The following is a 14,687-nucleotide window of genomic DNA, read 5'->3' on the forward strand; positions in this document are numbered from 1 at the left end:
TCGACCTATTCGAGCGTCTGCACCGGCGGCGCGACGGGACCGCGCGGCTCTGGCGCAGGCGGAGCTGCGGCCGCGGTGCGCGCCGGCGGAGCAGCCATCCGGGGCGCCGTCTGCTGCGGCTGCATCGGCTCGGTCATCGCAGCCTGGCTATCCCGCACCGGACGCCGGACCTGCTGCGAGCGCGCGGCGCGCGAGCGGCGGAAGCCCCAGGAGCGCGCGATCGACGGACCTGCGGTGTAGCCGACCACGGCGCCAGCAACTGCGCCAACGGGTCCGAACACCACCGCGCCCGACAATGCACCCAATGCGGCGTCCCCGCCGCGGTGCTCGTCGGCAACAGCCGTCGATGCCATCAAGGTGAGCGCCAGGGCCGAGGTGGCCAACAGTCTGGTCATTGAATGTCCCCTCCGTCGCAACGGCGACGAAATGGCGGACAAATGTGGCGAGAACAATGCGATGCGCGGCGCTCAACTCACCTCAAAGCGGCCGTATTGTCGCCGCTGTCACGACAGGCGCGCAGTGCCGCTCAATGCATCGCGCCGAGCACGTCAGTGAACGGCATGGCGATGATCTCCTCGCCGAGATCGTCGGAAATGTGCACGACCCATTCGCGCCAATCCTCATCGCTCTCGGAGGCGATGAGCGAATGCATCACGCGCTCGGCATGATCGCAGGCTTCGGCGAGGTCGAGCACCGCGGTTCCACGGCGATCGATGAGGAACTCATCGGGATTGGAGCAGTGAAAGAAGACCTGCGTCATGTCCGTCTCCTCAAATCGCCCTCAGGCGAATCGCCTCACTGGCATAACAGCGCACGCATCCGCGCGAAATCGGATTGAGCACGTAAGGTAAATTACGGGAGGTAGCTTGTGCCGCTGGAACCCGTCGCGCAGTGACGCAGCTCACGGAACGCATCATGCCGGCGAGGGTTGTCGCCGAGATTTCCAATTCGCGAGAGGAGCCAGGCATGATGTCTGAAATTCAGATCCATGCGATCGCCCGGCAGATGCTCGAGATGCACGGTGCGGGCGCAGTGGCCCAGGCGGCCCAGAAGGCGCAGCAATGCGAGGGCAGCGGTGACACCGAGGAAGCCCGCGAGTGGCGCCATATCGTGGACGCGATGAAGATGATGCGCGGACCGCATCAGAGCTGACGGCGATTTCCGAAAATCAGCTGATGCAGGATGCTGCCCGGTCGATTCTGCCGAGCCGACGGCGGGGCGCGCTGCGGACCGTCAAGAGCTTGTGCGCCGTATCTCATCCTGGTTTCCGACCCAATTTCCACGCAAGAATCGGGCAACATGATTCGGCAGTCGATTCGCTGCCGACCAACGTTGCCGGCGCGCCCGCCGTGCAGGGATGATTGCCATGGTCTTCTTCAAGCGTGAGCTGAGCCCGGTCGAGATTTTCGAGCGCGCGCTGAAAGACAAGCAGGCGGCGCGGCAGCGGCTGACGGAACGCCTGCGCGTGGCCGAGCAGGCGCTGGAGGAAAAGCGCGTCGAGGCGGAGCGGCTGGCGAAGGCCGGCGCCAGCAATGGCCAGCTCGACCGCGCCGAAGCGAAGATGCAGTCCGTCGAGCAGAAGGCCAAGGCGCTGCGCGCGTCCGTGGCCGAATATGACGAGCAGATCATTCTCGCCGAGCGCGCGCTTGCGGAGGCGATCGCGCAGCGCGATCGCGACCGCGCAGCCAACGACATCGAGGCGGTGGCGTCCGCGATCGAGCAGGCCGTGCCGCGTTTCGAGATCGGCGCGGCGGCGCTGGTCGATGCGGTCACGCGCGGCCGCGCGGCGTTGACCGAGGCCAGCCGCTTCGCCTCCGATGTCGACGACATCAGGCGCGAGGTGCTCTCGGCGGCCGAACTGATCTGCTGGGAGCTTCGCGCGGCGGCGACGCGCACACGCGCCGGCAACATCAACGTCGCCCTGCTGGCGCCGCCCGAGACGAGGCAACTGCCGGCGCCGGAGACCGACCGCCAGATGATCTACACGCTCAGCCCGCTGACCTGGAAGGAGGGCGAGGAGGTGAAGCGCGTCGCGGCCTACACGATGACGGCGCTGCCCAAGGCGCTCCTGCCGCTGGCGCTCGCGCATCAGCATGTCGACTATCTCAATGCGCGGCGGGTGCAGACGCTGATGCATGTGCATGGTGGCGGCCAACAGCAGAGCGAGCCTGCGGCGGACGATCCGGCGCTCGTCGACCTCGATGTGCTGGCTGCGCCGGCCGAGGAAAGCCCCCGCGCGGACGTCGCCTGAGTGGAGGCGCGCCCGATGCAACTGCAATCGGTGCTTGTGCCGTCGCCGCCGGCCCGAGGCCTGAAACGTGTCGGTGCGCGGGGCCCGGGGTGATCCGGATCAGCACCGCAGCGCCGCGAACATGAGCTGCTCAGGTGTGGCGGACAAGCAATCTTGCCCGCAAATTCCCGGTCCTCGTCATCCGGATGTGGCCGACCCCTGCGACCTGGGCTATGCTCGCCGACATCAGCGGACGGGACGCCGCGATGTCGTGAGCTGACGTCGGTGCCGTAGCGGCCGCAGTGCCATGCTGAGCCGCGCTTTCGTGATTTGTGTTTTCGGGCGTTGCGTCTTTCATAGTTGTGTTTGGGCTGTCTGAGGCGGGGGCAGCAACGATGATCACCTTACCGGAGCTGGCGGCAGAGGCGTTGGAGCGGTTTCTCAGCTCCTACATGCGCCGTCGTTTTGGCTCCTCGGAAACGCAACTGGCCGAGATCCTGCCGGGCGCCGCACGCGTCGCGCTGGAATGCATCGGCAACAGCGACGCGCTCTACCACAATGTCGAGCACACGCTGTTGGTCACGCTCGCCGGTCACGAGATCATGCGCGGACGGGCGCTGCACACGCACATGACGGCCGACGACTATGTGCATGTCATCATGGCCTGCCTGCTGCACGATATCGGCTATGTCCGCGGCCTGTTCAGGGAGGATGATTCAGACGGGTTCATCGTCGATCGCGGCGGCCGCAAGATCTGCCTGCCGCGCGGGTCGTCCGACGCCAGCCTGATGCCGTACCACGTCGATCGCTCCAAGCTCTATGTGATCAACCGTATCGAGGGCATGGCGCCGCTCGACAAGGACCGCATCGCGCGTGCGATCGAAGGCACGCGCTTTCCGCCGCTCGCCGGCCAGCAGTTCGACGAGGAGCAGTCGATCGTACGCGCCGCCGACCTGATCGGACAGCTCGGCGATCCCAACTACATCCGCAAGGCCAACGCCCTGTACCACGAATTCGAGGAGGTCGGCATCAACCGGCAGCTCGGCTACGAGTCACCGGCCGACATCGTCAATCGCTATCCGCAGTTTTATTGGAACAGCGTCGCGCCGCACATCCAGACCGAGATCCGCTACCTCAACATGACCTCGACCGGACGGCAGTGGATCGCCAACCTCTACGCCAACGTGTTCCGCGCCGAGCGCGACATCTCACTGTCCGGCCCGCAGAGCTGACAGCGCGGCGCGATCTAGCGCCGGCCGCCGACCTCGTCGATATGCTCGAGCAGGTCGGCGGGATCCTCATAGACGCGGATGGCGCCGGACTGACGCAACTCCTCCGAACCATAGCCGCCGCTCAGCAGGCCGACGCCGAGCGCGCGGCAGCGCGTTGCGGCAAGCATGTCCCAGATGCTGTCGCCGACCACCACGGCACGCTCGATCGGCGCGTTCAGGCGGGCGGCCGCGGCGAGAAACAGGTCGGGATCGGGCTTGGCGTAGCGGACCTCGTCGCGCGTGACGACCGGGCTCTGCCCGGGATCGACGCCCAGCGCGGCGAGATTGACGGACGCCGTTTCCATCCGTCCGCTGGTTGCGATCGCCCAGGGAATGCCGGCGTCGGTCAGGAAGGCGAGCAGCTCGCGCGCGCCGGGCAGCGGACGGACCTGACCGCCGAGCTTCCGGTAGGCGTCCGCATGCGCCTGCCGCAGCCGCTCGATCCGATCGGGTTCGATGGCGAAGCCGGTTTCGCGCAGCAACTGGTTGGTAAACAGGCCGCCGCTCATGCCGATCTTGCGATGGATGCGCCAGACCGAGAGCTCGATGTTCTCTGCATCGAGTGCCGTCTTCCAGGCGAGCACGTGCTGATAGACGCTGTCGACCAGCGTGCCATCGAGGTCGAACAGGAAGGCCGTCTCGAGGCGCATGGGTCTTTCTCCGGGCTGACATGAGGAGGGCCGCTGCGAGCCAAGCGGCAGCGGCCGTCATCGGTTCCTGTCAGCCCACATCAGCCCTTGGGGCGGATGAAACCGGCCAGCGTCTTCTTGTGCTCCTCGCACCAGTTCGTCATGCCGAGGCGGCGCTGATCCATGTCGATGGCCTGCGTGGCGACGGCGACCTCGGCCATCAGGTCATCGTCCTGCTTCTCGCCCATCTTGCCGCCGGTGTGCATGTAGGCGATGGCCTTGCGGACCTTTTCGGTCGTGCCGTCGGGCAGGTGCATGTCCTGCGCCTTCTGCACGAGGTCCTGATAGACGACATCGATCCCGGGACATTCGACCTTGGTGGCGAACGCCTCCAGCACCATGGTCGTGTAGGTATGGCGCGGCTCGGCGCGAGCTGAAGCCGTCGCCGCCAGCATTGCCGCGATGATCAAAGTGCAACGCACACCATTTCGCATACCCTGGCATCCTCCCATTTGTTTTCAGGGAGGCTAGCCTGCGGGTCTGCCAGGGGCAAGTTTCAGCGCGCTGCAACAGGCGCGATTTGATCGGCTGCTAACCGGACGAACGACCAGTTACTTGTTCAGTCGTCGCTCCTGCTCCTTGAGCAGGACCTCCAGTTCCTCGCTCTGTTGCGCGAGGCGGTCGGCATTGCGTTCCTCATCGGCAGCGCCCGACTGCGACGCGGCCTGCTCGGTGATCTGTCGGATGTTGTCGCGCAGGATCGCGATGCGGTCTGCGAGGTCGGAGGCGGACAGGCTGGTCGGATCGGTCAGGCTCATGAGTTCCTCGGCAAATGCGCATGTCAGGCGCAATGGCTTAGCTCCAAAAGCCTCGTGGCCACAAGTTCCGTTGATCTCCGTAGGTGGGCTCGGGCAATCGATACTTCCCGGGCCAGAATTCACCCAGGGCCGCCCAGGTCAGCGCACCGGCATCGGCGGACGCACCACGGGCTGGTCCGGGTCCTGTGCCGGAGCGGACGGCAGCGCCATCGGAGCCGGCGGCGGTGGAACCATGCTGGCCGTGGACGGCGCCGCGGGACGGGGCCGGTGCGGCACGGCGGCCGCTGGCTGAGCCGGCGTCACGGCCGCTGTCGCCGGGCGCGGGGCAGGGCGCGGCCGGATGGCCTGCTCGATCACGCGCTGGTCGAACGGCCTCGCTTCCGCCGTCCGTTCGCTCGGGCGGTCGGCCGGCTTGGCCTCGGCGACCCGGGCCATGTCGCGGACCATCTGCTCCTGGCCGGCCTTCAACTGCGCCAGACTCGATTTCAGCTCGTTGATCTGCTGGTTCAGGGCGGCAAGGTCGTTGGCCATCGACTGCAGCAGCTGCGCCTGGTCCTGGCCGCCGGTCGGGCCGATCGCGCCCGTCGTCGCGTGGTCCTGCGCCGGTGCTGCGGCAACGGTCTCCTGCGGCGACGTTGCCGTCGGCGCCGCGGAGCCATCCTTGTCGGCATTCGACACCAGGGAGATCCGCGGCATCCAATGCGCGATCATCTCCTGGGCCTGATCTCCATAGCTCTGCCAGGCGGCGGCCGCGACGGCGCTGCCGACCGCGAACAGCACGGCGAGAACGGTGCGGACGACCCACGTTGCCAGCGTGCTCCGTTCTCGAGATGCGGCGGGATTGCTGCTGGCCTGCGCCCGGAATTCAGGATCGATCTTGGGAAGAGGAACGTCCGGCGGCCGTTGCGCGCTGCGGCGCTCGCCTTCGACGGTTGCGCGATCCGCGCGCGCGGCCAGCACGATATCGGGATCGATCATCGCGTGAGGCTGCTGATCGCTGTCTTTCGTGGTCGTCGTTGCAAGCATTGACGCTCCGTCCTCCGTTGTCGTCCGCCTCGGCGGCGGCGCTCGGCTCTGTTCCGATGGTCGTCGTACCAACACGTCGTCGTACTAACGCTGTCGTACCAACGCTTCATCGTCCTGCGCCCGATGGCCACGCAGCACATGACGCTGACGTCATGCGACGCTCGGCCGATCGGCCGCATCCGCACAGAACCTGGATACCGGTTGTCCCTCGTGCTCACACTCTTGCGTGAACACGGCGATCGTAGTTGCTGGCTAAGCCGGATGCCTCGGAACGTCCCATCATCATTCCGCGGCCTCGAGGCTCGGCGAATTCACTGTTTTGCGCCGTGCTCAGCCGTATCAGCCCAAACCTGGGCGAAGACAAGGCGGTTGCGCGATGCCAGCGGCCTCTACCTCAGGCCGCAGGCCTGAAGCATAGCCCGAATGAACGGCGAAGGCTATGCCGATGGCGCGGGGCTGCTGGAACCTGATCGGCCATTACTGCCGACTGTCGGAGCCATACGGGCTTGCAAGAGGCGCGTTCAGCGCTTCAGGATGTCGGCGGCCGGCAGCCGAATCTCGCAACGCAGCCCGTTCGGTTCGAAGCGTCGATCGACATGCGCGCCAAGATCGTAGGGAAGCATCTGCTCCAGCAATATCGTCCCAAAGCCCGACCGTGACGAGTCGAGCGGGCGGCCCGACAGGCCGGTCTCCTTCCACGTGATCACCACCCAGTGGTCCGCATCGCTTTCGTCGAGGCGCCATTCGATCCTGATGAAGCCGCGCGGCACGGTCAGCGCGCCGTATTTCAAGGCGTTGGTCGCCAGCTCGTGGATGGCGAGCCCGATGCTCTCGGCCGCCTTGGCGTTGATCCGCACCGGCGGGCCGGACAGCGAAATCTGCCGGTCCTCGCGCGCGGCGCCCGCACGCAGCTCATCGGCGATCAGCTCAGCGAGATCGAAGCCGGCGAGCGGGTCGCGGGTGACGACGGTCTGGACGCGCGACAGCGCCGCGATCCGCCCCTCGAGATGACTGGCGAAATCCTCGACATTGTCACTCGAATCTCCGGTCCGCCGGATGATCGAGCGGATCACGGCGAGCAGGTTGCGGACGCGGTGCTGCAGCTCGGCGCGCAGCAATTTCTCGTCCTCGGCCGCCGAGACCAGCGCCGTGATGTCCTGGGTGATGCCGCCGATTCGCTGCACGCGGCCGGCGTGATCGACCATGGGAAAACTCCGGATGCGCAGCCAACGCGCGGCGCCATCCGTCCGCCTGATGACGCGAAAGTCGACGCTGTCACGCTCCCCTTGCCTAACGCGCTCGAGGCCTTCCATGACGCGCGGCCGGTCGTCCTGCTGCATCAGGTCGAGCCAGGATGTGAGGTGGTCGCCTTGCAGCACGGCATCGCGAGGGACGCCATAGATCGCCTCGAAGGCTGGGCTCAGATATTCCCATTGCAGGCTGTCGGCGTTTCGGATCCACACCACGTCCGAGGACGCCTCGCCGAACTGGCGAAAGCGCGCCTCGCTGTCGCGCAGGGCGGCTTCGGTGCGCTTGCGGTCGTCGATGTTCATCGCGAGCTCGACGAGCGTGCCGTCGCCGAGATCGCGGCCGGCAAACATCATCCAGGACCGCTCGCCATTCTTGCGGAAGTATTCCTTCTCATAGGGACCGATCCGGCCGGTCTGTCGCAACAGCTCGACCTGGGCGGCGGACCGCTCGATCCATTCCGGCGGCGTCAGGACCTGCCATGTCAGCTGGCGGCTCGCCACGTCCTGACGGGAATAGCCGGTCATGTCCAGGAACGCGTCGTTGGCATCGATCAGGGTGCCCTCGGCATGATCGAAGAACAGCACGCCGACCGAGTCGATCTCCAGCAGGCGCTGCAGCCGGTGATCGCTGGCGTGGCTGCCGTTCGGCCCGGAGGCGGCGGGACGCGAGTCCGCGGCCGCTGCAAGCTCTTCGAGGCGCAGGCTCTCGGCAAGTTCGGGTGCGGCCTGGAGCAGGGCCTGAATGTCGGGGTCGATCCTGAGGTCGGGGTGCATGTCGGCCCAGAACTGCGCCATCCGCAAATAGGTGAGCAGGGCGGCGAGCAGCTCGAAACGGTCGCTGCCCAAGACGCGGCGGAGGATGCAGCGCGCCCGGTCCGCAGCGTCCCCCTGCATGAACAGCGCCGCTGCCGCGTCGAACAGGTCGGCCTCTCCATTGCTGTCGGGCGCGGGAATATCCAGCGGGGCCGGGCCGGCTTCGAGCCGGTCCAACGACGCCCCGATACGCACCGGGTCGGCCAGGGGGCGCGTCAGCAACGGCCGGGCGCGCGCGATCGCCTCCGGGTCGTACGCATGGGCGCCTTCAGGGTGTCCCTGTCCGATCAAAAAACCGAAATGCCTGGCCAGGCAATAGGGCGAGCGGCCAAGACGGGACAGGTGGACCGCCAGACGCGCCTTGAACAGGTCCGGAAGGGGAGCATCGAGATAGGCCGATTTTGCGAACTGCCATAGCTGCCGGGTGCTGTCCGGTGCGGGTGGCGCCGGTCTGAACAGGTTGGGCACCAGGCCGAGGCGCTGCACGATCTCCTGCTCGAAGCTGCCGTCAACCATCCGCTGTTCGACCATCGCCGTTTCCCCGGCAGAGTGCCCGAGCCGGTCAGCACTGCGCAATCCGTCTTGCCGAGCGTGCCGACCGTCTCATTCATTCGCGTCGAGTTGACGACCTTCGCGCTCCAAATGCAAATAATTCGCGTTGAACAGGCCGGCGCTCATCAGGCGCTCGAGGTCGGGGAGTACCAGCATCTTGCCTTTGAGCACGATCAGGTTGCTCGCCCGCAGCTCCTGGAGCGTGCGGTTGACGTGCACCTTGGAAAGCCCGGTCGCCTCGGCGAGATCGGCCTGGGTGAGCGGGAAGCTGCAGCTGTTGGCGTCAGCGAGACCGGCGAGACGGAGCCGAAAATACAGCTCGCACAACAGATGCGCCATCCGCTCGGACGCCGTTCGCTGCCCGAGATTCATGGTCCATTCGCGCTGAATCGCGGCATTGACCAGCGTCTCCCACCAGAAGGCCGTGGCGATCCGCGGATAACCGGCGCTGATCTCGTCGAAGAATTCGCGCGGCAGATCGGCGATCGAGACCGAGGTGATCGTGCCGATCGAGTGATCCATCTCGCGCAGGATGAAGATGTTGAGATCGCAGATGTCGCCGGGCAGGAAGAACGACACGATCTGGCGGCGGCCGTCCTCGAGCTGCTTGTAGCGGCAGGCCCAGCCGTTGAGGATCAGATGGACGTCCTTGGGCTTTTCGCCCTCGCGGGCAATGTCGGTCCGCGGCGCGAAAGTCCTCACCCGCTGCGCCGCGGCGCGGTTGAGCATCAGGCGGTCGGCCGCTGAGAGGCGGACGAAATTCTCGAGCTTACGGACGAGATGACTCAAGGAGCGGTTCCCCCAATTGGGCTTATAGGGGTTCCAGGACGTCTTGCTTCAATAACCTATGTTAGCACGGCGACACATTGAAGCTGCATCTTTCTCGATGAGCGATGGAACCATTGAGAAGGAGCGGGACAACGAACTCATCAGCGGCGCGGAACGGCAACCGCGCGATCGGCTGCGGGTGGGCGTCGCACTAATGAGAAGGGCAATCAATCCGGGTACAACCAGCGAGCCGACGTTCCGACAATGGCTCGCGGGCTCGAAGGTCTCCTGCAATCCGCAATGGGTTTGACAAACAATAACTGAAACAGGTCGCGCTCGTCTGGCAAAGCATCGCCTGTCCCGTGCTGGCTGGCAGCTGGGCGGCGCGAAGCGCGGGTGGTGAGCGCTGGACCGCGAGGGACCAGCGCTCGTTCGGTCGGCCCGGACGATCCGAGCAGGGCGCGCCGTCTTCACACCGGCGCGGCGTCGTTCACTTGGACTTGTCGAGATTCTGCGCCATGTCGAGATGGTGTTGCAGGGCCGGGAGAGTCTTGCCAGCCCAGTCCTTCAAGGCGGGATTTTCGCCGCCCTTGGCATAGCGCTCGAACAGCGACACCGCGTCCTTGTGGGCGCTGACCTGCATGTCGGAGAAGTCGTCGCTGAACTCCGTTGGCCGCCTTCAACTTGTCCAGCTTGCTCTGATGCGCGCTGTCGAGCGCCGTCGGCAATGTCGCCTTGACCTTGCCGCTTTCGACCATGCTCTTCAGCTCGCTGGAGGTCTTGGTATGGTCCTTGACCATCTGCGCGGCGAAGGTCTTTTCCTGCGCGTTGCCTTTCTGCTCGCCGAGCTGATTCGATTGCAGTTCGAACATGTCGCTGATGGCGACCTGCTTGACGAAGTCCTCGGTGCTCGGCGCGATGCCGAGCGCCGAATTGACGCCGGTCTTCTCTCCGACGGATTGAGCAAGGGCAGGGCCCGCCAGCATCAGGCAGCCGAGCGCAATGAGCGTGCGTCTCATGGATCGTTCCTCTCGTTTGGTTGCAGACCTAAACCGAGAGCTGACGCCGATGTTCCTTGCGAGACCCGCGACGGCCGTCGTGACCGGACGCATCTAATTGGCGTCGTAGCCGCAAAGCGTCGGCGGGAGCCGCACTCTTCTGGTCGTTGTCGAAATAGACGTAGACGTCGATGCCGTGGGCCGACCACGCACGGATGCGCTTGGCCCAGGCCCCGAGCGTTGTGTCCGGGTAGTTATCCTTGTAGCGGCCGCCGGGCCCGTGCCCACGCACATAGACGAAATCGGCGGTGCGTCGCCACGGCGCCGGTGCATCGTGATGGTCCGACAGGCACAGCGAGATGTTTGCATCCCGCAGCAGGCGCATGACGGACGGCGTGTACCAGCTCGGGTGACGGAATTCGAAACTGTAGCGTCGGTGGGCCGGCAGCAGTTTTAGAAAAGAGCCGAGACGGTCGGTATCAGCTTCGAATTGCGGCGGCAGTTGAAACAGCACCGGCCCGGCCTTTTCGCCCAGCAGGGACAACCTGCTCTCCAGCAGTTCGAGACTATTGGCCGAGCGGGCGGACAGCCGTTTCCAATGTGTGATGAACTTCGATGCTTTCCAGGCGAAGACGAAGTCCCGTCCGGTCTGGTCGTGCCAGCCCCGCACCGCCGCGTCCGTCGGCGTCCGGTAGAAGACGCCGTTCAGTTCCGTCGTGTCGAACTGACTGGCGTAGTAGGACAGCTGGTGTCGGATCAACAAGCCCAGGGGAAAAAAGGCGCCGCGCCAGGAGCCGTAGTGCCACCCCGATGTGCCGACCAGAACACGCGCCATTCACGCCTCACCGAGCGTCCGATCTCGGAAAGACGCACTCGAATGCCGCTCGTTCCAACAATGATTGGCAGGGAATATCAGGCGGGGGCAACATGTTCGACGGGAATATCCGCTCGTCAGCGCTGTGCAGCATGCATGACGGGTGCGCTCAGCAGCTCGTTGATGTGCGCGGCCGTCTCGGCCTGCATCGCCTTCTTCAACATCAGATCGCGTTCCGGGCCAGAGGGAAGTCGTGCCGCAGCCTGCCGCGCCGCGGCAGCCGCCCGTTGAAGTCTGTCGCCGAACGAGATCGTATGCTTCTGTCGGTTTCTCTTCATCACCATCGCGGATCTCCTGTGTCGACCCCCACAGAAGCTTCCGACGTTGGCGTGTCGCTGTCGCTAACCCACGTTAGTGTGCAGATCACGATCCGCGGAACGACAATCGAGCGCCGCGCAGCAAGAATTAGTTGTTCGAACGATCCGGATCGTTCCCGGGAATGCTCAGATGGACCTCATGGCCTTGCTTGATCGCCAGCGTTGCTGCCGCTGCCGCGGACTCGAAGGCCGCTTCCTTGGTGGCGTAGTCGCCATGCGCGTTGCCATCGTGCAGCACGCTCCAGTGATCGCCGACCGCGACGATCGCGTATTGTGCCAGTCCCATGCCGTTCTCCATTTTTTACAGAGAGTCTCTAGCTTCCGGACGTTGTGACGCGCCAGACCGCATTTCCGACGCCGTCGGCAATCATGCTCGCCGACGAAAGCGCCCGTTGCCTGCCCGCGGAGAACTTCGGGCATCAGCGTGCGTTCCGATCGCGCTTCCCAAATCGGTGATGCTGCGCCCAACAGATGGGCAGGAGACGCCTGCGTTTTGCGATTGCCTGCGTCCGCTCACAGCACGATGATCGACGATGGGCCGGAGGTTCTCGCGTATCGTGATGGTCAATCAACGCCTTTTCTCATTCGTCGGCGGAGCCGACGGAGCCTGGTCGGTGGTGGAGATTCGCGCCTTTCGCGGCGCGCCGCTTGCCACGGTCGACCGGATGCAGGTGTGGTCCGGCCGCGTTGCGGCGGAGCATGCTGTGTGGTCGCTGAGCGGCGTGACCAGCAACATGCGATATACGACGCGGACCGAGCAGGGCGCGCTCGGCTCTGTGCAGGCCGGCCTCGGACGGACCGAGGCGACCTGCGCGGCGCTGATCCCGATCCGCAAGTCCGGCGCCTGGTGGGATCTGCCGCAGGACGAGCGGCGGGCGATCTTCGAGGACCAGTCACGTCACACTAGCATCGGGCTGCGATATCTGCCGCCGGTCGCGCGGCGGCTGCATCATTGCCGCGATCTCGAAACGCCGGAGCCCTTCGACTTTCTGACCTGGTTCGAGTTCGCGCCCGAGCACGAGCGCGCCTTCGACGATCTCCTCGCCGAACTGCGCGCCACCCGGGAATGGGACTTCGTCGAGCGGGAAGTCGAGATCAGGCTGCGGCGGCAGCCGGCCGGGAGCGACTAGCGCCGCCTGCCTCGGTCATTGGCTCTTGGTGAGCGGGGCCGCGCCGCGCGCGCTGTCACTGCCGGTGTCATTGCGCGGCGCTGCCGGGGCCGGAGCGGCTGGCTGGCTCTGGTTCGGCGCGGCGCCCGTGGTCTGCTGGCTTCTTGTCTGCGGGGCGTTGCCCTCGGCAGCTTGGCGCGGGCCGCGGTCGCCGGCGAAGGACCACAACATCAGCGCAATGGCGCCGATGACCACGACGATCGGAATAAGCAGCGCATAGGGTGTGTTGCTCTGCATGCCCGGCACACGTGAGCCGGCGCCGCTGACGCGCTCCGCCTGGTCATGCGCGGCGAGTGAGTCCCGCGTCCGTTCATCGAGCCTGGCGCGTTCGCCGGGCCGCAGGCGCCCCGACCGTGTCGCCGCATAAGCGAGGATCAGGCCGAGGATGACGATGCCGATTCCCCAGCCCCAGAATGTCGCTGCTCCGCCGTCCATGTCCGCCTCCGCGCTGCTGCGCCCGGCGCGTCCATTGGGCCGAGCCAACGACCAACGGAAGCTGCTCGCATCCGTTCCTGTGCCGCCGGCCTGGGGTCTACCCGGCCGCGCGATAGCCTGTTAAGCACGGGCGCAGAACGGGGCAGGGTCCCCGCGGACAAGCGACGGAGAGGCAGCAGCAATGATTCAGACGGTCGGCATCATCGGGGCAGGCACCATGGGCAACGGTATCGCGCAGGTCTGCGCGGCGGCCGGCGTACCGGTCGTCATGGTCGACATCTCCGAGCAGGCGGTGGCGCGTGGGCTGGCGACGGTGGGCTCCAGTCTCGATCGCCTGGTCAAGAAGGACAAGATGGCCGCCGCCGACAAGGACAAGGCGCTTTCGCTCATCACGGGAACGACCGACAAGGGCAAGCTGTCGAGCTGCGATCTCGTGATCGAAGCCGCGACCGAGAACGAGGAGTTGAAGCTCAAGATCCTTAAGGACCTCTGTGCGGCCCTGAAGCCCGAAGCGCTGATCGCGACCAACACCTCGTCGATCTCCATCACCAAGCTCGCCACGGCCACCGACCGGCCCGACCGCTTCATCGGCATGCACTTCTTCAATCCGGTGCCGATGATGGCGCTGCTCGAACTGATCCGCGGCCTGCAGACCTCGGATGCCACGCATGCGGCGGCCGCCGATTTCGCCAAGCGCATCGGCAAGGTCGCGATCACCGCCAAGAACAGCCCGGGCTTTGCTGTGAACCGCATCCTGTGCCCGATGATCAACGAGGCAATCTTCGCGTATTCGGAAGGCATCGCGACGGCCGCCGATATCGACGAAGGCATGAAGCTCGGCTGCAATCATCCGATTGGGCCGCTCGCGCTGGCCGATCTCATCGGTCTCGACACGATGCTGTCGGTGATGGAGGTGTTCTACAACGGCTTCAACGATCCGAAGTATCGTCCGGCGCCGCTGCTGAAGGAGATGGTGGCCGCGGGCCAACTTGGACGGAAGACGGGCAAGGGCTTCTACGACTACAGCAAGTAACAATGACGCATGGGTCGTGCGCGATGGCTGCGGCCATCGCGCCACTCCGTTCTGGCAAAGAGCGTTGACGCCCGGATACACGAAGGGGGCCGGACATCCGGCGCGCCAGATTTCGGCTCGCGACGATCGTTGAAACGATCGCCTGGGCTGGATAGCTGGATAATGGACAGCTAACGCGATCGGGCTGACGAGGGGTGATTGACGAGAGGTGACTGCCGAGAGTTGATGCCTCGCGTCGAAGGACGGACGGCACAGCGCCGGGTGGGCAAGGGGCCATGCCTCGCTGATGTAGCCCGCTAAGCCGGGCCCGGCGTGCCGTTCGCGATGGGCGCTCTGCGATGGTCCGAAACGATAACCGTCGCGATCAGCGCGCTTGGTACTGAGGTGGAGTCATCGAGCCTCCTTGTCATCGGTTCGTTTTGTCATCGGTTCGTCCGTTGCACTTCGGACATCGCTCCCGCCATCATCGACGGCAGCGAACCAACCGACGCGCATAGCACGGTC

At 65.5% G+C, this 14,687-nt stretch carries 17 protein-coding genes and 1 pseudogene; 5 read left to right on the plus strand and 13 right to left on the minus strand.

Annotated elements, in window-relative coordinates; genetic code table 11:
• Positions 1-5: 5 nt before the first annotated feature.
• Both ACQR1Y_RS15885 and ACQR1Y_RS15890 read right to left on the minus strand, forming a co-directional pair.
• Positions 6-395: a hypothetical protein gene (locus ACQR1Y_RS15885; RefSeq protein WP_434875853.1), complete on the minus strand. Its 390-nt coding sequence runs from the start codon at positions 393-395 to the stop codon at positions 6-8.
• Positions 396-526: 131 nt separating this feature from the next.
• Positions 527-760, minus strand: coding sequence for a DUF6894 family protein (locus ACQR1Y_RS15890; protein ID WP_434861325.1), 234 nt, complete (start codon positions 758-760; stop codon positions 527-529).
• A gap of 209 nt (positions 761-969) precedes the next feature.
• Between ACQR1Y_RS15890 and ACQR1Y_RS15895 the strand changes: the two genes are divergently transcribed.
• The 3 genes from ACQR1Y_RS15895 to ACQR1Y_RS15905 all read left to right on the plus strand — a co-directional run bounded on the left by ACQR1Y_RS15895 (position 970) and on the right by ACQR1Y_RS15905 (position 3,462).
• Positions 970-1,152 (plus strand): hypothetical protein, encoded by a 183-nt coding sequence (locus ACQR1Y_RS15895; protein WP_434861353.1) that lies wholly within the window; start codon positions 970-972, stop codon positions 1,150-1,152.
• Positions 1,153-1,366: 214 nt separating this feature from the next.
• Entirely contained in the window at positions 1,367-2,251 is an 885-nt protein-coding gene (locus ACQR1Y_RS15900) for a hypothetical protein (RefSeq protein ID WP_434875854.1), read from the plus strand.
• Between the two features lie 374 nt (positions 2,252-2,625).
• Positions 2,626-3,462: an HD domain-containing protein gene (locus ACQR1Y_RS15905; RefSeq protein ID WP_434861327.1), complete on the plus strand. Its 837-nt coding sequence runs from the start codon at positions 2,626-2,628 to the stop codon at positions 3,460-3,462.
• A gap of 14 nt (positions 3,463-3,476) precedes the next feature.
• Here ACQR1Y_RS15905 and ACQR1Y_RS15910 read toward each other — a convergent pair whose 3' ends face one another.
• From ACQR1Y_RS15910 to ACQR1Y_RS15955, 10 genes and pseudogenes are all read right to left on the minus strand, one after another.
• Positions 3,477-4,151, minus strand: coding sequence for an HAD family hydrolase (locus tag ACQR1Y_RS15910; protein ID WP_434875855.1), 675 nt, complete (start codon positions 4,149-4,151; stop codon positions 3,477-3,479).
• 80 nt (positions 4,152-4,231) lie between these two features.
• Positions 4,232-4,624, minus strand: a complete 393-nt coding sequence (locus ACQR1Y_RS15915; protein WP_434861329.1) for a hypothetical protein — start codon at positions 4,622-4,624, stop codon at positions 4,232-4,234.
• 117 nt (positions 4,625-4,741) lie between these two features.
• Complete coding sequence (locus ACQR1Y_RS15920; RefSeq protein WP_434861354.1) at positions 4,742-4,948, minus strand: hypothetical protein; 207 nt, start codon at positions 4,946-4,948, stop codon at positions 4,742-4,744.
• Between the two features lie 138 nt (positions 4,949-5,086).
• A complete protein-coding gene (locus tag ACQR1Y_RS15925; RefSeq protein WP_434875856.1) occupies positions 5,087-5,974 on the minus strand; it encodes a hypothetical protein in 888 nt (295 codons plus the stop codon).
• Between the two features lie 521 nt (positions 5,975-6,495).
• Entirely contained in the window at positions 6,496-8,568 is a 2,073-nt protein-coding gene (locus tag ACQR1Y_RS15930) for a sensor histidine kinase (RefSeq protein ID WP_434875857.1), read from the minus strand.
• Positions 8,569-8,640: 72 nt separating this feature from the next.
• Complete coding sequence (locus tag ACQR1Y_RS15935) at positions 8,641-9,378, minus strand: Crp/Fnr family transcriptional regulator (protein WP_434861332.1); 738 nt, start codon at positions 9,376-9,378, stop codon at positions 8,641-8,643.
• A 469-nt stretch (positions 9,379-9,847) separates the two neighbouring features.
• A pseudogene (locus ACQR1Y_RS15940) lies at positions 9,848-10,376 on the minus strand (DUF4142 domain-containing protein).
• A gap of 28 nt (positions 10,377-10,404) precedes the next feature.
• Complete coding sequence (locus tag ACQR1Y_RS15945) at positions 10,405-11,190, minus strand: DUF72 domain-containing protein (RefSeq protein WP_434875858.1); 786 nt, start codon at positions 11,188-11,190, stop codon at positions 10,405-10,407.
• A gap of 116 nt (positions 11,191-11,306) precedes the next feature.
• Entirely contained in the window at positions 11,307-11,513 is a 207-nt protein-coding gene (locus tag ACQR1Y_RS15950) for a hypothetical protein (RefSeq protein ID WP_434861335.1), read from the minus strand.
• A 121-nt stretch (positions 11,514-11,634) separates the two neighbouring features.
• Positions 11,635-11,832 (minus strand): hypothetical protein, encoded by a 198-nt coding sequence (locus ACQR1Y_RS15955; protein WP_434861336.1) that lies wholly within the window; start codon positions 11,830-11,832, stop codon positions 11,635-11,637.
• Positions 11,833-12,106: 274 nt separating this feature from the next.
• Between ACQR1Y_RS15955 and ACQR1Y_RS15960 the strand changes: the two genes are divergently transcribed.
• Positions 12,107-12,676 (plus strand): chlorite dismutase family protein, encoded by a 570-nt coding sequence (locus tag ACQR1Y_RS15960; RefSeq protein ID WP_434876024.1) that lies wholly within the window; start codon positions 12,107-12,109, stop codon positions 12,674-12,676.
• 15 nt (positions 12,677-12,691) lie between these two features.
• Here ACQR1Y_RS15960 and ACQR1Y_RS15965 read toward each other — a convergent pair whose 3' ends face one another.
• Positions 12,692-13,150 carry a hypothetical protein gene (locus ACQR1Y_RS15965; RefSeq protein ID WP_434875859.1) on the minus strand — a complete coding sequence of 153 codons (459 nt, stop codon included), beginning with the start codon at positions 13,148-13,150 and terminating at the stop codon, positions 12,692-12,694.
• A 181-nt stretch (positions 13,151-13,331) separates the two neighbouring features.
• On the opposite strand from ACQR1Y_RS15965, the gene ACQR1Y_RS15970 reads away from it, so the two are divergent.
• Positions 13,332-14,183, plus strand: a complete 852-nt coding sequence (locus ACQR1Y_RS15970; RefSeq protein WP_434875860.1) for a 3-hydroxybutyryl-CoA dehydrogenase — start codon at positions 13,332-13,334, stop codon at positions 14,181-14,183.
• Positions 14,184-14,687 lie beyond the last annotated feature (504 nt).

The organism is Bradyrhizobium sp. HKCCYLRH3099 (genome assembly GCF_051167855.1).
GTDB lineage: Bacteria > Pseudomonadota > Alphaproteobacteria > Rhizobiales > Xanthobacteraceae > Bradyrhizobium.